Genomic DNA, 26,066 nt, shown 5'->3' on the forward strand with positions numbered 1-26,066 from the left:
GCATCGACCGGTGCCGGTAACGCAGAGCGGCCCGGCAGCCCAATCTTTCATTAAGCATTTTCTGGTTTGCTGCACCTGCTTTTGAAAATGAGGATTTTCCGTGCTGCAGAAACTCTCGATCCGACATCAATTCGCAACGATCGGCCTGTTCGGCATCACGATGGCGGCGGCCGCCCTGGCCATCAGCCTGCTCGGGGCCTATCGCCTCGAGCTTGCTGATCGCAAGGCAGAAGTGCGCACGCTGGTGAACAACGCCGTCGCGATCGCGTCGTCGTTTGCCCGCCTCGTGAAATACGGCGCCATGCCGAAAGATCGCGCCCAGGCCATCGCGCTGGAAATCATCGGCGCCACGCGCTTCGATCACGGAAACTACTACTTCGTGGACGACAAGGACGGCACGATCATCCAGCACGCCAAGAAGTCGATGCTCGGCAAGAACCGTCTCGACAGCAAGGACGCCTACGGCCATTACATCATCCGCCCGATGCTTGAGGGCGCGCTGGCTGGTCACCCGGTGTTCAACGAATATTACATCTCGAAAGCCAACGGCAAAAAGCCTTTGGAAAAGATTTCGTACATGGCAAAAGTCCCGGGGTGGGACTGGGTGATCGGCACCGGCGTTTATGTCAGCGAGATCCACGCCGCATTGTGGGAGAATATTACCCGTATCGCGGAAATCTTCGTTCCGGTGTTTCTGTTCTTTCTCCTGGCGATGTATTTCATTCAGCGGAATATCGCGGCCATCCTCCGCGCAATGACGGGGGCGATGACCCGGCTCTCGAAGGGCGACACCACGACACCTGTTCCCTATGTCGAGCGTAACGACGAGATTGGCGGGATGGCGCGCGCCGTGGAGGTCTTCAAGGCCGCGGGTATCGAGAAGGGGCAGCTCGAAGCCGAGGCCCGCGAGGCACGCGAGGCGCGCGAAGCGGAGGCCGCCCGCGCCGCGGCGGAACGCGATCAGGCGGCGCGAGACCTTGCACTCGTCGTCGACTCGCTTGCCACCGGCCTCGAAAATCTCGCCGCCGGGCGGATCAGCTTCCGTCTGACGACCGCCTTCGCAAATGGCTACGAACGCCTGCGTACGGACTTCAACGCCGCGATGGACCATTTGCAGGAACTGCTCCAGGTCATTGCCGCCAATGCCTCGGCAATCCGTTCCGGCACCGGAGAAATCGCTACCGCGGCCGACGATCTCGCCCGGCGCACCGAGCAGCAGGCCGCCACCATCGAGGAGGCTGCGGCTACGCTGGCGGAAATCACGGAAACCGTCAGCGGTACAGCCGACAATGCGGCACATGCCCGCGAGGCGGTGAGCACGGCGATGAAAGATGCCGAAAGCGGTGGCGCGGTCGTCGCTCGCGCCGTGGCGGCGATGGGCGAGATCGAGGCCTCCGCCGACCAGATTGGCAACATCATCGGTGTCATCAATGAAATTGCCTTCCAGACCAATCTGCTTGCGCTGAACGCCGGCGTCGAGGCGGCTCGCGCCGGTGAAGCCGGACGGGGCTTTGCCGTGGTCGCATCGGAAGTGCGGGCTCTTGCCCAGCGCTCGGCAGACGCTGCGAAGGAGATCAGGACACTGATCTCGACCTCCAACCAGCAGGTTACCTCAGGCGTCGAACAAGTGGCGGAAACAGGCAAGGCCCTTGAGCGGATCGTTGCCCAGGTCACTGAAATCAACCAAGTGGTCAGCGTAATCGCAGCAGGCGCGCAGGGCAACTCGGCGCGGCTTATCCAGGTCAACGATGCAGTCAGCCAGATGGATCGGGCGACGCAGCAAAATGCCGCGATGGTGCAGCAGTCGACTGCCGCGAGCCATAGCCTCGCACAGGAGGTCGAACAGCTCGCAACCCTGATCCAGCGTTTCGATTTCGGCAACATCGCCTCGCCAACACCGGCACGGCCGAACTCCCAGGCGACAACCCGTCGTCCGTCCGCGCGCCATACCACCAAGCCTGTTGCCGTAACCCGGCAGGCACCAGAGATGGAGGCCGCCGCGGAGAGCTGGGAAGATTTCTGATCTGATCGATCAATCCAAGATAGCAGCATCCTGAATTAATCATTTTTTCACCTTTTCAAATTAATGCGTTGTATTTGAGATGATTCAGAAATGCTTGGGTGCAGAGGTAGTGGCCGGATATTTTCATAAACGTCCGGCCCCCTCTACAGAGCTATTCTTACCTTGAGCGCTCAGCTTCAGTAAGCGATTTTGAGATAACACGGGTTCGCATGCATGTCGGCACGTCGGAACATCGTAAGGATCCTGCGGAATGATCGCCGCGGCAACATCGCGATCATCACTGCACTGGTATCGCTGACTCTGGTATTCGTTCTGGGTGTCGGTGTCGATTATGGTCTTGCGGTCGACCGCAAGGCGCAACTGGAAACCTATGCCGATGCCGCCGCCCTCGCTGCTGTGACGCCCGCCATGGTCGCAGCGGGTCAGACAGCGGCCATCACGAAGGCTGAAAACGTCTTCAACGCACAGGCTCTTTCGCTCAGCGGAATCGACTACAATGCCAGTGGCGTGACTGTAAGCATCAGTGCCAACGGCAACCTGCAGACTGCGACGGTGCAGTACCAGGCAAAATCGAACTCGATTCTGCCGGGCATCATGGGCTCAAGTGGAATTGAGATCGGCGGCCAGGCTACCGCGACGACCACTCTCGCACCGAATATCGACTTTTACCTTCTGCTTGACGATTCACCTTCAATGGCTATCGCCGCGACGCAGGCCGGCATCGATACGATGGTCGCCAAAACGTCCTCGCAGGGCGGCTGCGCCTTCGGCTGCCACGAGCAGGCCCCCTGGAATGACGGTCTTCAGGAGGATAATTACGCGCTCGCCCGCAGCCTCGGCGTGACCCTGCGGATCGATACGCTGCGCCAGGCAACACAAGATCTGATGACAACGGCGCAAAATACCGAAAATCAGAATGGCAGCACCTACCGGATGGCAATTTACACGTTCGACGTCGGGTTGAACTCCATCGAACCGTTAACCTCTGACCTGACGCAGGCACAGACCGAAGCATCGAACATACAGCAGCTTGAGGTGTATTCGAACAACTGGCTCACGTCGAGCTACAATAATGACGATGAGGATACCGACTACGACACCGCCCTGAACGGGATCAACGCAATCATGCCTAATCCGGGGAACGGCACCAGAACGTATGGCGATACACCTCAGGAGGTATTGTTCTTTGTGACGGACGGGGTCGAAGACGAGAACGTAAATGGCGGCCGCCAACAATCAGTTCTAAATGCAACTTTGTGTTCAAATATTAAAAGTCGCGGCATCCGTATCGCTGTGCTTTATACAGAATATCTCCCACTCCCGACAAATTCATGGTACAATACTTATATTGCTCCTTTTCAAAGCAATATATCCCCGACGCTGCAGCAATGCGCTTCGCCTGGACTTTATTTCGAAGTGCAGACCGGCGGCGATATTTCAGCCGCAATGTCGGCACTGTTCAATAGCGCCGTACAATCGTCTTATCTTTCGAAGTAACGGCGCATAGCCATGCTCCGGAACCTCAAACATCATCGGCGGATCAAGCAGCGCCAACGCTCGCTATCAATGAAAGGTTTTGCCAGCGATACACGAGGCGCGGCCGCCGTAGAATTCGCGCTTGTCGCAATACCATATTTCGCATTGATCTTTGCCATCATCCAGTCAGGATTGATTTTTTTTTCACAAGAAGTACTGCAAAACGCGACACAACAGACTGCCCGCCTGATCATGACCGGTCAGGCCCAGACATCAGGAATGACTGCACAGCAATTCCTTCAGGATGTCTGCGCCGAGGGCAGCCCATTGCTCACCTGCGCCAGTCTCAACGTCAATGTTCAGACCTTCCCTTCCTTCAGCGCCATCACGCAGGTCAATCCGGTCGTCAACGGCAACTTCAATACATCAACCCTGCTCTACAGCCTGGGCGGACCCGGAGACATCGTGCTGGTACAGGTTTTCTATCAGCTACCGGTCTTTGCCGGGCCGCTGAATTTCAGCTTCGCGACAGTAAATGGCAGCCAGCGGCTGCTTGAGGCAACGGCAGTGTTCCGCAATGAGCCTTACTGACCGGCATAGCGGCGAGCCGATACCGCGGCGTCTGTTCCGGTGCCTCGCGAGTCTGTGCCGCAGCCGCAAGGGCGGGGCAGCGGTGGAATTCGCGCTCATCCTGCCGGTGCTTCTGCTGTTCTTCTTCGCGACGACGGAAATCGAACAGGCCGTGATCGTCTACCAGCTTGTCGGGCAGACCAACTCCACGATCATGAACATCGTGTCGCAATACACGAGCATCAGCGCAGGCTCGCAACTGCAGGACATTTTCGCGGCTGGGACGAACATCCTTGCGCCCTATCCGGTGACGCCGATCGAAATCGTGATCTCGAGCATCGCGATCGATGGCAACGGCAACGCCACGGTGGCGTGGAGCCAAGGCTACAACGCCTCCGCGCTGACTGTCGGCCAGACCATCAACATTCCAACCTCGCTCGACCAGCCGAACACGTCGGTATTGCTCGGCCAGATCGAATATCCGTTTGCCCCGGCGCTTGACTTCCTCAAGCTCGGCCCCTTCGACATGTCATCCACGGTCTACATGCTGCCGCGAAACTCCAGCAGCATCATTCTCACACCGTGAAGACCCTCATGCAGAAGGAACCGCCCTTCACGCCTTCACGGCAAGTGGCGCACCCGTGCGTTCACGCACCTGATCGGCGGTGACACCCGGCGCCAGATCCCGCAGCACGAACCCCTCCGGGGTGATGTCGATGACCGCGAGATCGGTATAGACGCGGGTGATCGAACCCAGCGCGGTCAGCGGATAGGTGCAACGCTCGACCAGCCTTGGCTCGCCCTCTCTGGTGCAGTGCTCCATCAACACCCAGACCCTCGCCGCACCAGCGCCAAGATCCATCGCCCCGCCAACTGCCGGCGCAACCCCCTTGCGCCCGACCGACCAGTTGGCGAGGTCGCCATTCGCCGCCACCTGGTAGCCGCCGAGCACGCACAGATCGAGATGCCGCCCGCGAATGATCGCGAAACTGTCCGCCTGGCCGACAATCGAGGCTCCCGGTCGCAACGTGACCGGCTGCTTGCCCGCGTTGATCAGGAACGGATCCTCCTCCCCCTCGCCCGGAGCAGGCCCCATTCCCAGAATCCCATTCTCGGAGTGAAAGATCACCTCCCGATCCACGGGGACATGGTTTGCCACCTGAGTCGGCAACCCGATGCCGAGATTGACCACCCAGCCCTCGGGAATGTCCGTTGCAACACGTGCCGCCATCTCGGCACGCGACCAGCCCTGCCGCATCATCGTATCCCCCATCACGCCGCCTCACCTTCCATCGGCTCCGACACCATCACCACGCGATCGACGAAAATTCCCGGCGTGACGATCCGGTCCGGATCGAGAGCGCCCAGTTCAACTCGCCGATGTACGCTCGCCACCGTTACCTTGGCCGCCCCCGCCATGATCTGGTTGAAGTTCCGGCCAGCCCGTCTGAATGTCAGATTCCCCCAACGGTCCGCGGCCCAGGCTTCGATCAGCGCGAAATCGGCCTCGATCGCGTATTCCAGCACACAATCCCGCCCGTTGATCCGCTTGGTTTCCTTGCCGGCTGCCAGTTCGGTGCCCGCCGAGGTCGGCGTGAAGAAAGCCGGGATCCCTGCATTTGCAGCACGGATACGTTCTGCAAGTGTGCCTTGCGGAACCAGCTCCAGTTCGATCTTCCCAGCCTCATAGAGTTCGTCGAATGCCGTCCGCCGGCTTGCCCGGGGATAGGAGCAGATCACCTTGGCAATGCCTCCACGCTCGATGAGCTTGGGCATTCCGCCGAAATCCCCACCTGCATTGTTGGCAATCAGCGTAAGCCCCCGCAGGTTGCGCGCCGCCAGCGCGTCGATCAGCTCATTCGGCTGCCCCACTGCGCCGAACCCGCCCACCATGATCGCGGCACCATCGCCAATCCCCTCCAGCGCCGCCTCGATCGAGGGCACAAACTTGTCGATCATCGTCTCACACCCGCTCGATCAGAACCGCAATGCCCTGGCCCACGCCGACGCACATCGTCGCGATCGCCCGCCGCCCGCCGCGCGCCTCCAGCGCCCGCAGCGCGGTGCCCGCCAGCCGCGCCCCGGAGGCGCCAAGCGGATGACCGAGCGCGATCGCGCCACCATGCGGGTTAACGCGGGGATCGTCATCCGCCAGCCCGAGGTCGCGGGTCACTGCCAGCGCTTGCGAGGCGAAAGCCTCATTCAGCTCGATCACGTCGATCTCTTCCAGCGCCACACCAGTGCGCGCCAGCAGTTTCTTGACCGCAGGGGCAGGCCCCATCCCCATGATGCGCGGTGGCACGCCCGCCGTCGCCATGCCGATCACCCGCCCGCGCGGCACCAACCCATGCGCCTTCGCCGATTCTTCCGACGCGAGGATGAGCGCCGCCGCCCCGTCATTCACACCGGAGGCGTTACCCGCCGTCACCGTGCCAGGGTCGCGGAACGGCGTCTTCAGCTTTGCCAGTCCTTCCAGCGTCGTTTCCGGACGCGGATGCTCGTCGGTGTCGATCACCGTATCACCCTTGCGGCCCTTGATGATCACCGGGGTGATCTCGCCGGCGAAGAAGCCGGCCTCGGCGGCCGCCTTGCATTTCTGCTGGCTGGCAAGGGCGAACCGATCCTGGTCCTCACGCGAGACATTGAAATCCGCCGCAACGTTCTCGCCGGTCTCCGGCATCGATTCGGCGCCAAATTGCGCCTTCATCTGCGGATTGACGAAACGCCAGCCAATCGTTGTGTCATAGACCGCGTTCGAACGGTCGAACGCCGCGGTTGCCTTTGGCATCACGAAGGGGGCCCGGCTCATGTTCTCGACCCCGCCGGCGATGGCGATGGAAGCCTCGCCAAGCCGGATTGCCCGCGCCGCACTGCCCACCGCGTCCAGCCCGGAGCCGCAGAGCCGGTTGACCGTGGCCCCCGGCACGCTCTCGGGCAACCCGGCGAGCAGGAGGGCCATGCGCGCCACATTGCGGTTATCCTCGCCGGCCTGGTTGGCGCAGCCGAACAGCACCTCGTCGATCGCCGCCGGATCCAGCCCCGCCGCCCGTGCAACCACGCCACGGATCGCCACCGCCGCAAGATCGTCCGCCCGCACCGCAGAAAGCGCGCCGCCATACCGGCCAAACGGTGTGCGGACATATTCGCAAATAAAGGCCTCGGTCATGGACACGATCTCTCCCTTCAGAACATGGTGCAGGCGCCGTAGGGTCTCTGCAAATTGTGCGTCAGTCGCACATACGAAACGTCATCGCACATTTCGTATCGCGCTCCACGGCGGTCTCGCAAGCGATTTCATGTGCTGCGACGCACCAATTCGACATCCGGCCAGACATCCCAGTGTTACCGGCGCGTTTCAATAGGCAAAACCTATTCTCTTATTCCATAAAATGGATTGGACCGATCGATTTCTTGTCGCTAGGCCGATGTCGCGGCAGTCCAACATTCCAAGGAGGATCCCTTGTCAGCAGAAGCGAAATGTCCCTTCACCGGCGACGTCCGCCAGCATACTCAGGCGGGTAACCACTCGAACGCCGGCTGGTGGCCGAACCAGATCAACCTCAAGATCCTGCACCAGCATTCCGCGCTCTCGAACCCGATGACCCCGGCGTTCGAATATGCCACCGAATTCAAGAGCCTCGACCTGGATGCGCTGACCCACGACCTCAAGGCGCTGATGACGGACTCGCAGGAATGGTGGCCGGCCGACTTCGGCCATTACGGCCCCCTTTTCGTGCGCATGGCCTGGCACGCCGCGGGCACCTACCGTATCGGCGATGGCCGCGGCGGTGCCGGCACTGGCCAGCAGCGCTTCGCCCCGCTCAACAGCTGGCCCGACAACACGAATCTCGACAAGGCCCGGCGCCTTCTCTGGCCGATCAAGCAGAAATACGGCCGCAAGATCTCCTGGGCCGACCTGATGGTTCTCGCCGGCAACGTTGCGCTCGAAGCTATGGGCTTCAAGACCTTTGGCTTTGGCGGCGGCCGCGCCGATACCTGGGAGCCTGAAGAAGACGTTTACTGGGGGCCTGAGAAGACCTGGCTCGGCGATGAACGCTACAGCGGCGATCGCGACCTCGAAAACCCGCTCGCCGCCGTGCAGATGGGTCTGATCTACGTCAACCCCGAAGGCCCGAACGGCAAGCCCGACCCGGTGGCGGCAGCGCACGACATTCGCGAGACCTTCGCCCGCATGGCGATGAACGACGAGGAAACCGTCGCCCTGATCGCCGGCGGCCACACCTTCGGCAAATGCCATGGCGCCGGCGACGCTGCCCTGGTCGGGCCAGAGCCGGAAGCAGCACCGATCGAGCAGCAGGGTCTCGGCTGGATCAGCAACTTCGGCTCGGGCAAAGGCGGCGATGCCATCACCGGCGGGCCGGAAGTCACCTGGACGCAGACGCCCACGCAGTGGAGCAACTATTATTTCGACAATTTGTTCAACTACGAATGGGAACTGACCAAGAGCCCCGCTGGTGCCTGGCAGTGGGTTGCGAAGGACGCGGGTGACGTGATCCCCGATGCGTTCGACGCAGCCAAGAAGCATCGCCCGACCATGCTGACCACCGACCTGTCGATGCGCATGGACCCGGCCTATGAGAAGATCTCGCGCCGATTCCACCAGAATCCGGACGAGTTCGCCGATGCCTTCGCCCGCGCCTGGTTCAAGCTCACCCATCGCGACATGGGCCCGGTCTCGCGCTATCTCGGCAAGCTCGTCCCGTCCGAGACGCTGATCTGGCAGGATCCCGTCCCGGCGGTGGACCACAAGCTGATCGACGCGGCGGACATCGCGGCGCTGAAGGCAAAGATTCTCGCCACCGGCATCGCGCCGACCCGCCTCGCGCTGACCGCCTGGGCCTCGGCGGCGACCTTCCGCGGCTCGGACAAGCGCGGCGGCGCCAACGGTGCGCGCATCCGCCTTGCCCCGCAGAAGGACTGGGCGGCGAATGAACCGGCTGAACTCGCCAAGGTGCTCGCCGCACTCGAAAAGGTGCAGGCCGAGTTCAACGCGGCAGCAACCGGCGGCAAGAAGGTCTCGCTGGCCGACCTGATCGTGCTCGGCGGCTGTGCCGCTGTCGAAGCGGCGGCGAAAGCGGCAGGCCATGACGTCACCGTGCCCTTCACCCCCGGCCGCACCGACGCGACCGAGGCACAGACCGACACCGCCTCCTTTGCGGTGCTGGAGCCGAAGGCCGACGGGTTCCGCAACTACCTCGGCAAGGGCGACCCGCGCGCGCCGGAGGAACAGCTGATCGATCGCGCTCAGCTGATGACGCTGACGGCGCCCGAGATGACGGCGCTGATCGGCGGCATGCGCGCCCTCGGCGCCAATGTCGGCGGGGCGAAGCATGGCGTCTTCACCACCCGCCCCGGCGCGTTGACGAACGACTTCTTCGTCAACCTGCTCGACATGGGCATGAGCTGGCACCCCACCGCCGAGCAAGGCGTCTACGAGCTGCGCGACCGCAAGAGCGGCGCGGTGAAGTGGACGGCAACGCGGGTGGATCTCGTGTTCGGCTCGAACTCCCAGCTCCGCGCGCTCGCCGAAGTTTACGGCACGCAGGACGGCGAGGCCGCCTTCGTGCAGGATTTCGTCGCCGCCTGGACCAAGGTCATGGAGCTCGACCGCTTCGACCTCGCCTGATCGCCTGCCCCGACCGGCCGGATGCCCCGCATCCGGCCGGCGGCTTTCAGCTCAGCGCAGTCGCCGCCGCAGATTGTCGACATAGACGGCGCCGACCACCACGATCCCGAGAATCACCTGCTCGACATAGGGCGAAATGCCCGCCAGCTGCGTGCCGTTCTTCAGGATCGTCATCAGCAGTGCGCCGAGGATGCTGCCGAGGATCGTCCCGACCCCGCCGAACAGCGATCCGCCGCCGATCACCACCGCGGCAATCGCATAGAGTTCGTAATTCCCCCCCGAAGTCGGCTGCGCCGCCGCCGTGTAGGCGAGATAGATCACACCGGCGAGCGAGGACACGATCCCGCCGAACACATAGACCAGCAGCAGATGCCGCGGCACGTTGATGCCGACCCGCCGCGCCGCCTCGGCATTGCTGCCGATCGCGAGCGTATAGCGGCCGAACCGTGTCTTGTTCAGCAGATAGGCCGAGAACAGCGCGAGCAGCACCGCGATCCACGCCATGTTGGGAAAGCCCAGCACGGTGCCTTGCGAAATCTCCTGGAACCCGTTCGGCAGGCCGAACACCGGCGTGCCGTTGGTGGTCAGCAGCGCCGCCCCGAGCGCCACGGCGAGCATGCCCAGTGTGGCGATGAAGGGCGGCACGCCGAGCGCGACCACCGAGAGCCCGATGATCGCGCCGATCACCGCGCCCAGCGCGAGTGTCAGCACGATCGCGATCGCTGGTGGCATATGCGCATCGACGATCGCGATGGCGCAGATCATCGACGACAGCGCGACCACCGAGCCCTGCGAAATGTCGATCCCGGCGGTCGCGATGATGAAGGTCTGCCCCGTCGCCAGAATCGCGATCACCGCGACCTGCTGGGCGATGTGGAACCAGTTCCCCCCGCTCAGGAAGCGGGGGTTCAGCACGCCGAACACGACGACGAGCACGACGATGCTGATCAGCGCGAAGGCGATCTGGCGGACGAAGCGCCACAGCATGCGCCCGCGCGGCATGGACTCGATATCGAGCGCGGCTGTTCGTGCCTGCTGGTCCATCGCCCGCCAGCCTCCCTCAGCCCGCGGGGTTATATTTGGGCGCGTACTGGCGGATCGCCGCCGTCGCCTGGCTGGAGCCGAGATTCTTCGGCGTCAGCAGGAAATACGGCGTATTGATCCGCTTCGGCAGCGTCTTGCCGTCGAGCTTGTCGAGCAGCGCGACCACAGCGTAATAGCCCATGTCGTAGGGCGATTGCAGGATCGAGGCCTGGATGATCCCCGACTTCACCAGCGCGATCTCGCCAAGGTCGGCATCGAACCCGACGACCTTCACCTTGGCATGCGCACGCTGCACCGCCTCGGCCGGGCCGAGCGCGGCACGGTCATTCGCGCCGAAGATCACCTTGAGATGCGGATACTGCGTGAGCATCGTGGTCGCGATCCGCAACCCGGCGCTGACATCGTTGTTCGAATACTGGATCGGCCCCATCTTCCTGATGTGCGGATAGGATTTCATGCCAAGCATGAACCCTTTCGGCCGGGCGATTCCAGTCGAGGCTGTATGGTTGAAGTCGACGATCGCATACTGCCCCTTGCCGCCCATCAGGTGGTCGGCCGTGTATTTCGCAAGCGCCGCCGCGGCCCCGACATTCGAGGTGGCGAGGAAGCAGTCCGAAATATTGGGCGACAGGCCGGAATCCACCGTCACCACCGGAATGTGATGCGCGATTGCCGACTTCACCGGCTTGAGCAGCGCCTGCGGATTCTGCGCGGCGAGGATGATGCCGTCAGTGCCGCCGGTCACCGCGTTATTGACCATGCCGATCTGCCCGGCGAGGTCGGTGCCGCTGGCCGGCGCCTCGAAGGCGACCGAAACGCCGAATTTCTTCGCCGCCGCATCCGCACCCTCACGCACCGCGAGCCAGTAGGGCGAGGCGTTGGATTTGGTGATGAGCGTGAAATGGTAGTGCTTCGCCGGATTGGCCGGCACCGGCAGCGAATGAACGGTGGGCGCGGCCGCGATGGCCGGCGCAGCCCCGATGGCGCCGAGCAGCGCGACCGCCGCGGCACCGAGCAGTGACTTGCGTAAGTTCATGGATGTTCCCTTTCGGCTTCGTTGGTTTCAGCATCCGCATAGCCGGTCATGTAGCGGATCAGTTCGGTCTGGGACGTCTCGGCCGAGCGCGCGTCGAACACCTTGCGCCCGCGATACATCACCATCACCCGGTCGCAGACCTTGAGGATCTCGACGAGGTTGTGGCCGATGAACAGCACGCCGATGCCCTCGCCGGCGAGCTGCCGCGCCATCTTCAGCACGTTCTCGGTTTCCATCACGGCAAGGGCCGCCGTCGGCTCGTCCATGATGACGACCTTCGCCCGCCAGTAAAGCGCGCGCGCGATCGCCACCGCCTGCCGCTGCCCGCCGGAAAGGTCGAGCACCCGCGTCATCGGGTCGGGAATATGGCTTTCGATCCGCGCCAGCAGGGCGGCGATCTCGCCATGGATCTTCCGCTCGTCGAGCATCGGCACGAAGCCCATGAAGCGTCGCATCGGCTCGCGGCCGAGGAAGATATTGGCACCCACATCGAGATGATCGGCGAGGGCGAGATCCTGGTAGATCGTCTCGATCCCCGCATTGCGCGCATCGCGCGGCGAGCGGAACGACATCTCCGCCCCGCAGAGCCGGATCGATCCGGAATCGGCCCGGTGCACGCCGGAAATCACCTTCATCAGGGTGGATTTGCCGGCCCCGTTGTCGCCGACCACGCCGAGGACTTCGCCGGGGGCCACTTCGAGCGACACGTCGCGGAGGACTTCGACTGCGCCGAACCGCTTGTCGACGCCACGCACCTCAAGGGCGGGTGCGCTCATGCCGCGACATCCGTTCCGACCGGCGCGCCCGTTCCTGGGTCGTTCGCTCGCATCGTTTTTCCTCCCTTTGCCGGCGCTTCATTCCGCACCGGCCTATTTGGGTGCAGAATATCGATATGCAGCAATGCTTACAAGCGCCAAGCGCGCGCCCATCCCTCACCTTTGCGGGATCGTGAGCCGGCTTGCGCGGTGAAGACCCGGTTGATAGCCTCGCCGAAACATCAGACGTTTTTCATTGCGAATACGAAAATAAAACACGCAAGATCCGCAAGAGAGGGAGAAAACGATGGAGCTGGGGCTCAAGGGAAAGATCGTCATCGTCACCGGCGGCGCCTCGGGGATTGGCGCCGCGGTGGTGGATACGCTTGCTGGTGCCGGCGCCGTTCCCGTAGTGCTCGACCGCGCCGCAGCCACCTGCGAGCATCACCGCCTCGATCTGACCGATGCCGCCGCCTGTGCCAAGGCCATTGCCGCCATCGCCACGCGCCACGGCCGGATCGACGGCCTGGTGAACAATGCCGGCGTGAACGACCGCGCCGGGCTTGGCGGCACGCTCGATGCAGCCCTCGCCGCCTTCCGCGCCTCGCTCGAACGCAATCTCGTGCAATGTTTCACCCTGATGCATCTCTGCCTGCCGCATCTGCGCCAGTCGCGCGGCGCGGTGGTGAACATCGCCTCCAAGGTCGCCCTCACCGGCCAGGGCGGCACCAGCGGCTATGCCGCGGCCAAGGGCGGCCTGCTCGGCCTCACCCGCGAATGGGCCGCCGAACTCGCGGCCGATGGCATCAGGGTCAACGCCGTCCTGCCCGCCGAGGTGGCCACGCCGATGTATGACCAGTGGCTATCCGCCCAGCCCGACCCCGAGGCCCGCCGCGCCGCCATCACCCGCACCATCCCGCTCGGTGCGCGCATGACCACGCCGGCGGAAATCGCGGCGAGCGTCGTCTTCCTGCTCTCCGCCGCCGCCTCGCACGTCACCGGCCAGCATCACGTCGTCGATGGTGGCTATGTCCATCTCGACCGCGCGCTGACCGCCTGATGCGCATCGATGCCCACCTGCATCTCTGGTCGCCCGCCCGTGGCGACTATGGCTGGCTGACGCCGGACCTGCCGATCTGCCGCGAGATCACGCTCGACGAGGCCCGCCGCACCGCGACGGGGATCGACGCCGTCATCCTCGTACAGGCCGCGCCCACCGAGGCGGAGACGCGCTTCCTGCTCGACATCGCCGCCCGCGCCGGCGGCTTCGTCCGCGCTGTCGTCGGCTGGACCGATCTCGCGGCGGACGACGCGCCGGCCCGCATCGCCGCCCTCGCCGGCGAACCGTGCCTCGCCGGCCTGCGCCCGATGCTGCAGGACATCGCGGATCCCGACTGGATCCTGCGCCCGGAAATCGAACCCGCCCTCGCCGCGATGGAACGCGCCGGCCTGGTGCTCGACCTGCTGGTCCGCCCGGCGCACCTGTCGCGCTGCGGCGAACTCGCGCGCCGGCATCCCGGCCTCGCCATGGTGCTCGACCACGGCGCCAAGCCGGCGATCGCCGCGCGCGGCCACGCCGCCTGGGCGGAGGCGCTGCACCGCCTCGCCGCCGACACCGCGATCGCCTGCAAGCTCTCCGGCCTGATCACCGAGGCCGAGCCGGGTGCCGGTTTCGACGCGCTCGCCCCCTATGTCCGCACCGTGTTCGACGCCTTCGGGCCAGACAGGATTCTCTGGGGCAGCGACTGGCCGGTGCTCACCCTCGCCGCCTCCTACGACGCCTGGCGCGGCGCGGCGGAAGCCCTCACCGGGATGATGGCACCTGATGCGATGGAGGCGGTGTTCGGCGGCAACGCCGCGCGGATCTATCGGGGCCAGAGCATCATCCGATCCGAAAAGATCGGATGATGCTCTAAGCGCGGCTCACCCCTCGTCGGCGATCAGCGCGCCGCGCGTCAGCACCGCCCGCGCCGCCACCGCCTGCGCCGCCGCCACGGCAGAGGCTGGCGTCATGCCCTGCATCCGGCAGGCAAGGAAAGTGCCGTTGAACGCATCGCCCGCGCCAGTCGAATCCACCGGCATCACCACCTCGCGCGGCACCACCTCGAAGCGCTCCGCGCCAAAGCGCCCCAGCGTCGCCGCCGTGCCGTTCTTGACGACGACATCCCGCACCCCTGCCGCCGCCAGCCGCGCGACCGTCGCCGCCGGCGCCGCGTCGCCGAACAGGGCGGCCTCGTCCTCGAAGGTCGGCAGCGCGATATCCACCAGCGGCAGCACGCGCCGGACGGTCTCCCGCGCCTCGTCGGCGTCGCGCCACAGCGCCGGGCGGTAATTGGTATCGAAGGCGATCTCGGCCCCCGCCGCCCGCACCGCGCCGATGGCATCGAGCAGGGCTGCCCGTCCCGCCGGCGGCAGGATGGCCAGGGTGATGCCGGAGACCAGCACAAGCCGCGCGCCCGCCAGCGCCCGGGCGAGGAAATAGGGATCGTCGGCCAGATGCGTCGCCGCCGACTGCCGGCGCCAATAGGCGAAGGAGCGCTCGCCCGCCTCAACCCGGATCACGTATAGCCCGACCGAAGCACCCTCGACCCGCCGCACGAAGCCGGCATCGATCCCGGCCGCCTCGATCCGCGCGCGCATCGCATCCGACATCCAGTCGGTCCCGATCGCGGTCACGTAGCGCATCTTCAGCGCCCCGCGCAGCCGCACCTGCGCCGCCCAGGCGGCATTGAACGTATCGCCCGCGAAGCCGAGCGCGTATCCGCCCGCCTCGCTGGGCGCGAATTCCGCGAGGCATTCCCCGATGGCGACGAACATCAGGCAGCCCGTCCCGTGGCTTCGAGCGCGCGGATCACGCCGCGCAATTCCGCCAGCCCGCGCAGCCGGCCGATATAGGAATAGCCGGGATTGACCCGCCGCGCCGCATCCGCCGCGAGCAGATGTCCGTGGTCGGGCCGCAGCGGGATCGACGACCGCCGCCCCGCCACCGCCGCCTCGCGTTCCTCGCGCAGCAGCAGGGCGAGCAGGGCCACCATGTCGGTCCGCCCGTCGAGATGCGGCGCCTCGACGAAGGACCCGTCAGGGTCCAGTGCCACGTTGCGCAGATGAGCAAAATGGATGCGACTTCGGAACGTCTCGGCGATCGCCAGCACGTCGTTATCCGCACGCGACCCGAGCGACCCGGCGCAGAGCGTCAGCCCGTTCGCCCGCGAGGGCACTGCCTGGAACAGCGTCGCCAGATCCTCCAGCGTCGAGACCACCCGCGGCAGGCCGAACAGCTTCACCGGCGGATCGTCGGGGTGGATCGCAAGCCGCACGCCGAGTTCTTCCGCCACCGGCACCACCTCGCGCAGGAAATCGTGCAGGTTGGCTCGCACCGCCGCATCGTCCAGCCCGTCGAAGCGTGCGATCTCGGCGGCGATGGTCTCCCGCGTCTGCGCCCCCGCCCCGCCCGGCAGGCCGGCGATGATGGTCCGCTCCAGCCGCGCCAGCGCCGCCGCGTCGCGGGCCGCGATCCGCGCCTCGGCCTGCGCGACCATCGGCGCCGGATAGTCCTCCGCCGCCCCGGCGCGGCGCAGCACGAAGGCGTCGTAGCCGATGAAATCCACCATATCGAAGCGCAGCGCCTTGGCCCCGTCCGGCATTTCATGGGCAAGCTCGGTGCGCGTCCAGTCGATCACCGGCATGAAATTGTAGCAGATCACGCCCACCCCCGCGCGCGCCACGGCAACGAGCGAGTCCTTCCACGCCCCGACGAGGTGCTGCCAGTGATGGTCCCGGCACTTGATGCCGGTCGGCACCGGGATCGACTCGCACACGCTCCAGCGTAGTCCCGCGGCCTCGATCGCGTCGCGCCGTGCCTGCACCGCGGCAACCGGCCAGGGCTCGCCGGGCGGAATATCGTGCAGCGCGGTCACTATGCCGGTCGCCCCCGCCTGACGGACATGATCGAGGGGGATCGGATCTTCCGGTCCGAACCAGCGCCAGGTTTCTTCCATCCTCCTGCCCCTCCCCCTTGTCTGACGGGGACGCGGAAACATGCGGCACACCGCCACCCGATCCGATCATGACCCCTGTCCATCTTTATCCGATCCGACAGGATCGGAAAGTGCCCCTGGCAGTTGCGCGGGCCGGCGCCAACTTGACCGGAAAAGTACACCGGACAAAGAAGACAAATGCCGCGTCCACGCAAACAGGAAGCCGGATGCACCGGGAATGGAACGGAAGATCCTTTCCTCGCTTCGCTTGCCACGGAGCGGCTCGACCCCGCATTCGGCAAGACAGCGCAGATCTATACGCTCATCCGCAACGGCATCGTCCAGCTCAAGCTGCCACCAGGAGCAGCGATCAACGAGCGCGAAATTTGCGCCCGACTGGGCATCTCGCGCACCCCGCTGCGCGAGGCGATCCTGCAGCTCGCAGCGGAAAACCTGGTCACCGTGATACCGAATTTGGGCACCAGCGTCGCACCCATCCATATCCAGGACGCGTTCGACGGCCAGCTGGTGCGCGACGCGCTGGAGATGCGCGTCGTTCGGCTCGCGGCATCGCGCATGAACCTTGCCACCGAACGCGCGCTGGCCGCGAACATGGAAGCTCAGCACAAGGCATCCGCAACCCGCGATTTCGATGGGTTCTATCTGCTGGACGAGGAGTTCCACCGTCTCATCAGCGAATGCGGCGCCTCGTCCACGGTCTGGCGCATCATCAACGGCGCCAAGGCGCAGCTCGACCGTATCCGCAGGCTCGGTTTTCCACGTCCCAACCACGCCGAAACCGTACTCGCTGAACACCAGGCAATCTTCGACGGCCTGATGCAGCGCGATCCCGAGCGCGCCGCCGCCGCGATGCAGACACATCTCGACAGGGTGTTCGAAACCGTGCGCCTGCTGATCGCCGAGCGGCGCGACTATTTCTCGCCCGATGCCGGCGAGGTCGCGCAGCGCGCGGGGCGGCCGGCTGGCGCTTGACCAATTTGCCGTTTATCGGAAAAATACATATCGACCAGTATCTTTCAATGAAGCGGGGCGGACCACCGCCCGGCACAGGGCGAGAAGCGGAACCAGACCCATGAACACCCCCACCACCGTGCGCCTGAACGACGCCGACAATGTTCTTGTGGCGATCGAGCCGATCGCCTCCGGCACCGGCGTCGCCGAAGGCCTGGTGACCTCGGCACGAATTCCCCGCGGTCACAAGATCGCCGCCGCACCGATCGAGGCCGGCGCACCGGTGCGCAAGTTCGGCCAGATCATCGGCTTCGCGAAAGAGACCATCGCACCCGGCGCCTGGGTGCACGAACACAATGTCGAGGTTCACGAATTCGCGCGCGACTACACGCTCGGCGAGGTGACACCGGTCGCCCCCGTCGCCGCACCGGCGACGTTCATGGGCTTCCGCCGCGCCAACGGCCAGGTCGGCACACGCAACTACATCGCCATCCTGAGTTCGGTGAACTGTGCGGCGACCGTTGCCCGGCAGATCGCGCTGCGGGCGGAGCGGAGCGGCCTGCTCGAAGGGTTTGCGAATGTCGATGGCATCGTCCCGCTCACCCACGGCACCGGCTGCGGCATGGCGGCCGATGGCGAGGGCTACGAACTGCTCGAACGCACGCTCTGGGGGGCGGCCTGCAACCCGAACGTGGCTGGCGTGCTGTTCATCGGCCTCGGCTGCGAGGTGCTGCAGATCGCGCGGATGACCGCCCGCTACGGGCTGAAGGACGATCCCCGCTTTCACTGGATGACGATCCAGGACTCCGGCGGCACGCCCGCGACGATCGAGGCCGGGCTTGCCGCGCTGCGCGAGATCCTGCCCCGTGCGGACGCCGCGCGGCGCGAGCCCCTGCCCGCGTCGCATCTCGTCCTCGCCCTGCAATGCGGGGGGTCGGACGCCTATTCCGGCCTGACCGCCAACCCGGCACTCGGCGAGGCGGCGGATATCCTGGTGCGCCACGGCGGCACCGCGATCCTGTCGGAGACGCCGGAAATCTATGGCGCCGAGCATCTTCTCGTGCATCGCGCCGCGAGCCGCCGTGTCGCCGACGACCTGCTGGCGCGGATCGACTGGTGGCGCGACTATCTCGCCCGCACCGGCGGGCAGATGAACAACAACCCCTCGCCCGGCAACAAGGCCGGCGGGCTGACCACCATTCTCGAAAAATCCCTCGGCGCCGTCGCCAAGGGGGGCACCACGCCGCTCACCGCCGTCTACCGCTATGCCGAGCCGGTCACCGCGCGCGGCTTCGTCTTCATGGACACGCCGGGCTACGACCCCGTCTCGGTCACTGGCCAGGTCGCCGGCGGCGCCAACATCCTCTGCTTCACCACCGGCCGCGGCTCGGCCTTTGGCTGCAAGCCGGTGCCCTCGATCAAGCTCGCCACCAACAGCGATCTCTACCGCCGCATGGAAACCGACATGGACATCGATTGCGGCGACATCCTCTCCGGCACGACGATCGCGCAGAAGGGCGAGGAAATCTTCCGCCACCTGCTCGACGTCGCCTCCGGCGCGCGCACGAAATCCGAACTGCTGGGCTATGGCGACAATGAATTCGTGCCCTGGCAGGTTGGCGCGGTCATGTGACCGCGAGATAAATCGTCATGTGACCGCCAGATAAAACCTCATGTGACCATGACGCCGGCATCAGTGGGCGCCGGCACCCAGCATCGCCGCGCGGAATCCCTCATCCGCGCGCAGCGCCTCGGTTGTATCCGCCCGCACGATCCGCCCGGTTTCCAGCAGATAGGCGCGGTGCGCGACCTTCAGGCTGAGATTGACGTTCTGCTCGACGAGTAGCACCGTCATGCCCTGGGCGTTGATCCGCTCAATCGTCGCGAACACCTGCTTGACGATCACCGGCGCAAGGCCGAGCGAGGGCTCGTCCAGCATCAGCAGGCGCGGCTTCGCCATCAGTCCGCGCCCGATCGCCAGCATCTGCTGCTGCCCGCCGCTGAGCGACCAGCCCATCTGCGTGTAAAGCCGCTTCAGATCGGGGAAGATTTCGAGAATCCCCTCGATATCCCGCTCGGTTTCGGCGCGCGACACCTTCCGGTTCGAGGTGCCCATGATCAGGTTCTCGCGCACCGTGAGCCCCGGGAACACATGCCGCCCTTCCGGCACATGGGCGATGCCGCGGCGGACGATCGCCTCGGGCGCCATCCGGTCGATCCTCTCGCCCTCGAAACGGATTTCGCCGCGCGTCGGGTGCAGCAGACCGGAAATCGTCTTGAGCGTGGTCGACTTGCCGGCGCCGTTCACGCCGAGCAGGGCGACGACCTCGCCTGCCCGCACCTCGAGGCTGATATCGTGCAGGGCGGTCACCTGCCCGTAGCGCGACTGGATGTTGCTGACCTCAAGCATATTCGACATCGTCACCCAGATACGCCTTCATCACCGCAGGATCCGACAGCACCTGCTTCACCGATCCCTCGCTGATCTTCTGGCCGAAATCCATCACATAGGCACGTGTCGCCACGCTGGAGACGAAGCTCATGTCGTGCTCGATCAGCAGCATGGTCACCCCCAACGCATGGATCCGGTAGAGGATCTGCGACAGCATCTCGGTTTCCTCGTGGTTCATCCCCGCCGCCGGCTCGTCGAGCAGCAGAAGCTCGGGGCCGGAAACGATGGCCCGCGCGATCTCGACGATGCGCTGCTGTCCGTATGGCAGGTTCTTCGCCTTCACATCGAGCCTGGCGAAGCCGAGGAAGCGCAGGGTCTCCCTCGCCTTTTCCATCGCCTCGCGTTCCTCGCGATAGCCGCGCGGCCGCGAGAGCAGGGCGCCCGCAAGCCCGACCGTGCCCCGCCGATAATAACCGACCGCCACATTCTCCAACGCGGTGAGTTCGGGGAACAGGCGGATGTTCTGGAAGGTGCGGGAAATACCGAGGCGGTTGATCCGCGTCGGGCCGAGATTGGTGATCGCATTGCCGTCATAGACGATCGATCCCGCCGTCGCCGTATAGATCCCGCTCAGCACGTTCAGCACGGTTGTCTTGCCCGAGCCGTTCGGCCCGATCAGCACGGCGACATCGCCACGGTTCACCGTCAGCGACACGCCATTCACCGCCTTGATGCCGCCGAAATGCTTGGCCAGATCACGAATTTCCAGAAGTGGCCGGTCCGAGGCCACTGGCCGCTCGGGTATGGCGCCGGCCTCGAGAGACACGACCTCTCCCTCGTCTGCGCGTCGCCGGCCCGATATCAGCGTCGCCACCGCGCCGACGCCGCGCAACAGCAAGCCGTACAGCCCTTCCGGCATGAACAGCACGACAATGACGACAAGCACGCCATAGACCGCGATGTAATAGGCATGCAGGAAGCGCAGCACTTCCGGCAGGAAGGTGATCAGCCCCGCGCCCAGCGTGGTGCCGACGATCGACGCCTGTCCGCCCACCAGCGCCATCGCGAAGAACGAGACCGACTGGTAGAAATTGAACACGTTCGGGCTGATATAGAGCGAGCCCGAGGCATAGAGAATCCCGCCCATCGCGGCGAGTGCGGCCGAGACGGCGAAGGCGAGAACCTTGGTCCGGAACAGGCTGATCCCGTTCGCCGATGCCGCGATCTCGTCCTCGCGCAGCGCGAACAGCGCGCCCCCCAGCCGCGAGTGGCGGAGGCGAAACACGACATAGCTCGCCAGCACCAGCACCGCGACAGAGACGAAGTAGAATCCGTGATCGCTGGTGATCGCGTAGCCGAACAGGCTCGGCCGGGGGATGTTGGAAATCCCGTCGGCACCGTCGGTCACCGCGTTCCAGTTGTTCAGCACGAGTTCGGTGATGATCTGAAAGCCGATCGTCACCAGCGCGAGATAATGGCTAGCGAGCCTGAGCGAGATCGCACCGAGGAACAGGCCGAAGCCCGTTGTCACCACCACCGCCGCCAGCGCAGCACTCCAGTAACCGACGTGATGGTTCACCGCGAGGATCGAGAACGTATAGGCGCCAATGCCGAAAAACGCCGCCTGCGCCAGCGAGATCTGCCCCGAATAGCCGAGCAGCACGGTCAGCCCGAGCGCCGCGACGGCATAGGACAGCGAGAGGATCAGCAACGTCAGATAATAGGACCCGAGCCGCCCGCCTGGCAGCAGGAACGGGATCAGCACCAGCAGTGCGATGAAGGGCAGGAACTTGGCAATCGACCTGATCATGTTGTCGTTTCCCTGAAGCCGCCGGCGCGCCGGTCAGACCTTCTGCGAGATTTTTTCACCGAACAGCCCGTATGGCCGGAAGATCAGGAACAGGATCAGCACGATGAACGGAAACGCATCGCGATATGATCCCGAAATATACGTCGCCCCATAGGTCTCGATCAGCCCGATGCCGAGCCCGCCGACGATCGCACCCTTCATGCTGCCGAACCCGCCGACGATCGCCGCGGCGAATGCCTTCAGCGCGATGCTCGATCCCATTGTCGCCGTCACCGTATAGACGGGCGCGATCAGCAATCCCGCCAGCCCACCCAGCGCGGTGCTGATCGCGAATGTCAGCGCCGCCATCCAGGCGACGCGAATTCCCATCAGCCGCGCCGTATCCGGGTCCTGCGCCGTGGCCTGCAACTGCTTGCCGAGCTTGGTCCGTTCAAGAAACCAGTTCAGCAGCGCGACCATCGCGGCGGTGACGACGATGATGACGATATATTGCGGATAGACATGCACGCCGAGCACCGCGACCGATTCAGCCTTGAAGATCGGCGGCAGCTGATACGGGATCGGCCCGTAGATCAGCAGGAAGGCCTGTTCGAGAAAGACCGAGGCGCCGACGGTTGCGATCATCACCGGCAGGAAGTTGCGCGGCCGGTTGCGGACCGGCTGGAAGATGAGCAACTGGAACAGCGCGCCGACCAGACCGGTTGCGGCGACCGCGAGCAGCAGCGCGAGCCACCACGGCAGATGCAGCACGACGACAAGGCTGACCATGAAATAGGCGCCGATCATCGCGAAATCGCCCTGGGCGAAATTCACCACATTGACCGAGGTATAGATCAGCACGAAGCCAAGCGCGATCAGCGCATAGATGCTGCCGACCGCGAGTCCCGCGATGGTCAGCTGGATGAATTCGGAGAACACGCAGACGATATCCCGGTCAGCTGGTTTTCATTCACTCAGGATCACGCCAGGCGCCGTCCGGGCAGGCTCGTTGCCCGGACGGCACGCGGCAATCAGCCGACATATTTGATCGGGATCACCTTCCGATGCTGGATCTTGACCACCCAATAGCCATGCAGCCCATCGCCGTTCGTGTCGAAATTGTAGGTGCCCTCGACGCCGTTATAGCCCTTCACCGCGCGAATGCCCTTCTGGATCGCGGCCGGCGCGGTACCATCCTTCGCAATGACCTGGCTGAGAACGTTCATCGCGTCATAGACCCACCCGCCGAACACGTCGGGCTGGCTGTTGTATTTTGCAACATAACGTTTCGTGAATGCCTTCGCCGCATCGTTGCCATCAGCCACGAAATCGGAGACGCCATAGGTATTGTCGACCGCGGGACCAGCAAGCTGGATACAGACCGAGGTCGCGATCGAGGTCGAGCCGATGATCTTCACCTTGAGACCCAGCTGGCGCAGCTGCTTGAGCATCTGCGCCTCGTCCTCGGAATTAGTCATGTAGGTTGCGAGCGTGTCGGCGCCGGAACTTTTGACCTTCTCCAGAAACGACGTGTAATCCCGCGTCGCGGTCGTATAGCCCTGATCGCTGACAACCTTGGCGCCGTTCTTTACCAGCGCCGCCTTGAGCAGCCCATTCCCGGCCGCGCCGAAAGCGTCGGTATCGTAAAGAACGGCGACGTTCTTGCTGCCCATCGTCTTTACCGCATACTGGACCATCGTTGCCGATGCATAGGTGTCGTTCGGCCGGAAACGGAACACCCACTGGTTGCCGACATGCGTCAGCTTCGGGTCGGTACCGCCGATCATGGTGGGGATCTTGTAGCGCGCGACATAGGGCAGTGTCGCCTGCACGATCGTGCTGCGGATCGAGCCGATGATGGCGACGATGTTCTGATTCGCGGCCAGCTTCTGATAGGCGGAGACACCGGCCTGGTTCTGCCCGCGATCGTCCTCGACGATCAGCTTGATCTTCTTGCCGGCGATGCCGCCATGCGCGTTGATTTCGTCGACAGCGAGCTTCGCGCCGTCAACCTTGTGCTGGCCACTGAGCGCGGCGGGGCCGGTCAGATCGGCGATCATGCCGATCTCGATCGTGCCGGATGCGGCGTGAGCCACGCCCGTACCGCACAGAAGGGCAATCATGCCCGCGCCGCCAAGTAATTTTCCGATCATTTGTTTCATCTCCCTGGATTTTATTTGATTGGAGGCTCTATTCCGCTCCCCGGCACGCCAGCCTCGTGGCACACAGCCGACAAGGTCGGCGCTGTATTGCGTATGGCTGTTGCGGGATATGCGGCGTTTCGGAGAGTGTGGGGAAATTTGGCGCCGCAACATATGGCCGCTTGCCCAGGCAACCCGGCAAAAACGCGTGCATCGGTCGACCTCCCCACGCAGATTATTGATAACCGGTATATAGGATTTTTTGGGGTGTCAACACGCGCATGAGGAGCACGATATCGTAGAGCATCATCCGATCGGATTGGGTCATCTGATCGGATAAGGACGCTGTGTTTATCAATATGCTAGCGCCTTGCAGCATCGTTGACCCAGGCAAGCCAGTCCGGCGTCGAACCCACCAGGACCGGCGGCGCGCCTTTGCCAAGGTGGCGCAACAGTGTCTCCCGCGTCTGCCCGACCGGCACGGGCAACGGGTCCATCGGGTTGATGACAATCGCGGCAATCGGGATCGCGCGCGCGCGCAGGGCCTCGACGGTGCAGAGCGTATGGCTGATCGCGCCAAGATAGCCGCCGGCGACCAGCACCACCTCAAGGCCGAGTGCCGCAATCCAGTCGCGCACCGTATGGGTTTCATCCAGCGGCACCATCGCGCCACCGACACCCTCGACCAGCAGCGGGGCCTCGGCCTCGGCCAGCGCGGCCTTGCAGAAAGCCACAAGCTCGTCGAAGGGAATGCGCCGGCCGCATCGCGCCGCCGCCATGTCGGGCGAGATCGGATCGGGAAACCGCCAGGGACAGATGGCGGCAACGTCATCGTCGGTGACCACCGCCTTGCCCATCGCCCGTAGCAGGATGCCGGCATCGCTCTCTGCCGCGAGGACTGGGTCATAGCCACTGGCGACCGGCTTGAGCGCTCGCGCAGGGACGCCGCCCGCCCGCCAGTGGCGGATCATGCCGGCGGCGACATGTGTCTTGCCGATCTCGGTACCGGAGGCGGTGATGAAGAAATCGCTCATGCTTTCCCCATGATCCTGGTTCGGACGAGTTCGGCCAGACGATCGATGTCCTCGGGCAGATGATCGGCTGCGAAGGCGAAGCGGAGCCGCGCCGTACCCTCGGGCACGGTGGGCGGGCGGATCGCGGCGACGAGATAGCCCGCCTCCTCCAGTATCTCCTGGGAAGCAAGGGCGCGCTCGGCGGTACCGAGCAGAAGCGGCACGATCGGGCTTTCAGCCGGTTCGAGGCCGAGTGCCGCACAGAAGCGGCGGGCATGGGCGAGCGGGGCGGCGCACATTGCGGGATCGGTCGCGATCAGGTCGAGGGCCGCGATCGAGGCGCCGACCACCGCCGGCGGCAGGCCGGTGGTGTAGACGAAGCTGCGGGCACGGTTGCGGATCAGCTCGCACACGACATGCGAGGCGCAGAGATAGCCGCCATAACTGCCCACCGCCTTGGACAGCGTGCCCATCTGCAACGGCACGTCGTGGCCGTGCGCCGCCCCGCGTCCGGCATTGATAACGCCGATGCCATGCGCGTCGTCCGTCATCAGCCAGGCGTCGTGCGCCTTTGCCAAGGCGAGCATCTCGCCCACCGGCGCGAGGTCGCCATCCATCGAGAACACGCCATCGGTCGCCACCATCGCGTGGCGGGCGGCCGGGCGATGGGCGGCGAGGAGTTCGGCGAGATGGACGAGGTCGTTGTGGCGGAAAACGTGCAGCGCAGCGCCGGACAGGCGGGCGCCGGCCCAGATGCAGGCATGGGCAAGTGCATCGACGAAGAACGCATCCTCCCGCGCCATCAGCGCCGGGATGATCCCGGTATTGGCGAGGAAACCCGAGCCGAAGACCACGGCGTCTTCGGTCTGTTTCAGCGCGGCGAGGCGCGCCTCGAGCGTGCGGTAGAGCGGATGGTCGCCGGTGACGAGGCGGGAAGCGCCGGCGCCGGCGCCGTAGCGTCGGGCAGCGTCGATCGCGGCGTCGATCACCGCCGGGTGGGTGGAGAGGTTGAGATAGTCGTTGCAGGAGAACGAGATCAGCCGCCGCCCGTCGCGCTCCAGCGTCGCGCCAGCGGCGCGGGCGGTCGGGCGCAGGCGACGTCGCAGGGCGCCGGCCTCAAGGCGGGCGAGCTTGTCGGTCGCGAACTGGTCGAGCGTGGTCATCCTGTCTCAATCTGCCGCAAAAGCTTCACGAACGCGGATGCAGCGTTTATCACCGGTTCGACCCCTTG

General features: G+C 64.7%; 23 protein-coding genes. 9 read left to right on the plus strand and 14 right to left on the minus strand.

Annotated features, from left to right (window positions below; translation table 11 throughout):
- Positions 1–100 precede the first annotated feature (100 nt).
- The 4 genes from HUW10_RS08150 to HUW10_RS08165 all read left to right on the plus strand — a co-directional run bounded on the left by HUW10_RS08150 (position 101) and on the right by HUW10_RS08165 (position 4,655).
- Entirely contained in the window at positions 101–2,023 is a 1,923-nt protein-coding gene (locus HUW10_RS08150; RefSeq protein WP_174503037.1) for a methyl-accepting chemotaxis protein, read from the plus strand.
- A gap of 213 nt (positions 2,024–2,236) precedes the next feature.
- A complete protein-coding gene (locus HUW10_RS08155; protein ID WP_174503038.1) occupies positions 2,237–3,520 on the plus strand; it encodes a pilus assembly protein TadG-related protein in 1,284 nt (427 codons plus the stop codon).
- A gap of 12 nt (positions 3,521–3,532) precedes the next feature.
- Complete coding sequence (locus HUW10_RS08160) at positions 3,533–4,090, plus strand: TadE/TadG family type IV pilus assembly protein (protein ID WP_174503039.1); 558 nt, start codon at positions 3,533–3,535, stop codon at positions 4,088–4,090.
- Positions 4,077–4,655 (plus strand): TadE/TadG family type IV pilus assembly protein, encoded by a 579-nt coding sequence (locus HUW10_RS08165; RefSeq protein ID WP_174503040.1) that lies wholly within the window; start codon positions 4,077–4,079, stop codon positions 4,653–4,655. Before HUW10_RS08160 ends, HUW10_RS08165 begins: the two co-directional genes overlap by 14 nt.
- A gap of 27 nt (positions 4,656–4,682) precedes the next feature.
- Here the strand turns inward: HUW10_RS08165 and HUW10_RS08170 are convergent, their stop codons facing one another.
- The 3 genes from HUW10_RS08170 to pcaF are packed head-to-tail and all read right to left on the minus strand — an operon-like array spanning position 4,683 to position 7,235.
- Positions 4,683–5,342, minus strand: coding sequence for a 3-oxoacid CoA-transferase subunit B (locus HUW10_RS08170; RefSeq protein WP_174504804.1), 660 nt, complete (start codon positions 5,340–5,342; stop codon positions 4,683–4,685).
- Positions 5,342–6,028 (minus strand): 3-oxoacid CoA-transferase subunit A, encoded by a 687-nt coding sequence (locus HUW10_RS08175; RefSeq protein ID WP_174503041.1) that lies wholly within the window; start codon positions 6,026–6,028, stop codon positions 5,342–5,344. Before HUW10_RS08175 ends, HUW10_RS08170 begins: the two co-directional genes overlap by 1 nt.
- Positions 6,029–6,032: 4 nt before the next feature.
- Positions 6,033–7,235 (minus strand): 3-oxoadipyl-CoA thiolase, encoded by a 1,203-nt coding sequence (pcaF, locus tag HUW10_RS08180; RefSeq protein WP_174503042.1) that lies wholly within the window; start codon positions 7,233–7,235, stop codon positions 6,033–6,035.
- A gap of 294 nt (positions 7,236–7,529) precedes the next feature.
- Here pcaF and katG point away from each other — a divergent pair, with 294 nt between their 5' ends.
- Positions 7,530–9,716, plus strand: coding sequence for a catalase/peroxidase HPI (gene katG, locus HUW10_RS08185; protein WP_174503043.1), 2,187 nt, complete (start codon positions 7,530–7,532; stop codon positions 9,714–9,716).
- A gap of 51 nt (positions 9,717–9,767) precedes the next feature.
- On the opposite strand, the gene HUW10_RS08190 is transcribed toward katG, so the two are convergent.
- The 3 genes from HUW10_RS08190 to HUW10_RS08200 are packed head-to-tail and all read right to left on the minus strand — an operon-like array spanning position 9,768 to position 12,572.
- Complete coding sequence (locus HUW10_RS08190; RefSeq protein WP_174503044.1) at positions 9,768–10,760, minus strand: ABC transporter permease; 993 nt, start codon at positions 10,758–10,760, stop codon at positions 9,768–9,770.
- Between the two features lie 16 nt (positions 10,761–10,776).
- Positions 10,777–11,796 carry a substrate-binding domain-containing protein gene (locus tag HUW10_RS08195; protein WP_174503045.1) on the minus strand — a complete coding sequence of 340 codons (1,020 nt, stop codon included), beginning with the start codon at positions 11,794–11,796 and terminating at the stop codon, positions 10,777–10,779.
- A complete protein-coding gene (locus HUW10_RS08200; RefSeq protein ID WP_174503046.1) occupies positions 11,793–12,572 on the minus strand; it encodes an ATP-binding cassette domain-containing protein in 780 nt (259 codons plus the stop codon). Before HUW10_RS08200 ends, HUW10_RS08195 begins: the two co-directional genes overlap by 4 nt.
- Positions 12,573–12,858: 286 nt before the next feature.
- Between HUW10_RS08200 and HUW10_RS08205 the strand changes: the two genes are divergently transcribed.
- Positions 12,859–13,611, plus strand: a complete 753-nt coding sequence (locus HUW10_RS08205; protein WP_174503047.1) for an SDR family oxidoreductase — start codon at positions 12,859–12,861, stop codon at positions 13,609–13,611.
- Positions 13,611–14,459, plus strand: coding sequence for an amidohydrolase (locus HUW10_RS08210; protein WP_174503048.1), 849 nt, complete (start codon positions 13,611–13,613; stop codon positions 14,457–14,459). Before HUW10_RS08205 ends, HUW10_RS08210 begins: the two co-directional genes overlap by 1 nt.
- A 15-nt stretch (positions 14,460–14,474) precedes the next feature.
- Here the strand turns inward: HUW10_RS08210 and HUW10_RS08215 are convergent, their stop codons facing one another.
- Positions 14,475–15,368 carry a sugar kinase gene (locus HUW10_RS08215; protein ID WP_174503049.1) on the minus strand — a complete coding sequence of 298 codons (894 nt, stop codon included), beginning with the start codon at positions 15,366–15,368 and terminating at the stop codon, positions 14,475–14,477.
- Positions 15,368–16,549, minus strand: a complete 1,182-nt coding sequence (gene uxuA / locus HUW10_RS08220) for a mannonate dehydratase (RefSeq protein ID WP_174503050.1) — start codon at positions 16,547–16,549, stop codon at positions 15,368–15,370. Before uxuA ends, HUW10_RS08215 begins: the two co-directional genes overlap by 1 nt.
- A 177-nt stretch (positions 16,550–16,726) precedes the next feature.
- On the opposite strand from uxuA, the gene HUW10_RS08225 reads away from it, so the two are divergent.
- Both HUW10_RS08225 and HUW10_RS08230 read left to right on the plus strand, forming a co-directional pair.
- Positions 16,727–17,521, plus strand: a complete 795-nt coding sequence (locus HUW10_RS08225) for a GntR family transcriptional regulator (protein WP_174503051.1) — start codon at positions 16,727–16,729, stop codon at positions 17,519–17,521.
- A gap of 100 nt (positions 17,522–17,621) precedes the next feature.
- Entirely contained in the window at positions 17,622–19,133 is a 1,512-nt protein-coding gene (locus HUW10_RS08230) for a UxaA family hydrolase (RefSeq protein ID WP_174503052.1), read from the plus strand.
- Positions 19,134–19,193: 60 nt separating this feature from the next.
- Here the strand turns inward: HUW10_RS08230 and HUW10_RS08235 are convergent, their stop codons facing one another.
- From HUW10_RS08235 to bioF, 6 genes are all read right to left on the minus strand, one after another.
- Positions 19,194–19,910 carry an ABC transporter ATP-binding protein gene (locus tag HUW10_RS08235; RefSeq protein WP_174504805.1) on the minus strand — a complete coding sequence of 239 codons (717 nt, stop codon included), beginning with the start codon at positions 19,908–19,910 and terminating at the stop codon, positions 19,194–19,196.
- Positions 19,903–21,702 carry an ABC transporter permease subunit gene (locus HUW10_RS08240; protein ID WP_174503053.1) on the minus strand — a complete coding sequence of 600 codons (1,800 nt, stop codon included), beginning with the start codon at positions 21,700–21,702 and terminating at the stop codon, positions 19,903–19,905. The genes HUW10_RS08235 and HUW10_RS08240 overlap by 8 nt, the downstream gene beginning before the upstream one ends.
- A gap of 33 nt (positions 21,703–21,735) precedes the next feature.
- On the minus strand, positions 21,736–22,620 hold the full coding sequence (locus HUW10_RS08245) for a branched-chain amino acid ABC transporter permease (RefSeq protein WP_174503054.1): 885 nt from the start codon (positions 22,618–22,620) through the stop codon (positions 21,736–21,738).
- 92 nt (positions 22,621–22,712) lie between these two features.
- Positions 22,713–23,834, minus strand: coding sequence for an ABC transporter substrate-binding protein (locus HUW10_RS08250; protein WP_174503055.1), 1,122 nt, complete (start codon positions 23,832–23,834; stop codon positions 22,713–22,715).
- 350 nt (positions 23,835–24,184) lie between these two features.
- Positions 24,185–24,856 (minus strand): dethiobiotin synthase, encoded by a 672-nt coding sequence (gene bioD / locus HUW10_RS08255; protein WP_174503056.1) that lies wholly within the window; start codon positions 24,854–24,856, stop codon positions 24,185–24,187.
- Positions 24,853–25,998, minus strand: a complete 1,146-nt coding sequence (gene bioF / locus HUW10_RS08260; protein WP_174503057.1) for an 8-amino-7-oxononanoate synthase — start codon at positions 25,996–25,998, stop codon at positions 24,853–24,855. Before bioF ends, bioD begins: the two co-directional genes overlap by 4 nt.
- Between the last annotated feature and the right edge of the window lie 68 nt (positions 25,999–26,066).

Origin of the sequence: Acidiphilium sp. C61, assembly GCF_905116885.1 — a bacterium.
In the GTDB taxonomy this organism is placed as follows: domain Bacteria; phylum Pseudomonadota; class Alphaproteobacteria; order Acetobacterales; family Acetobacteraceae; genus Acidiphilium.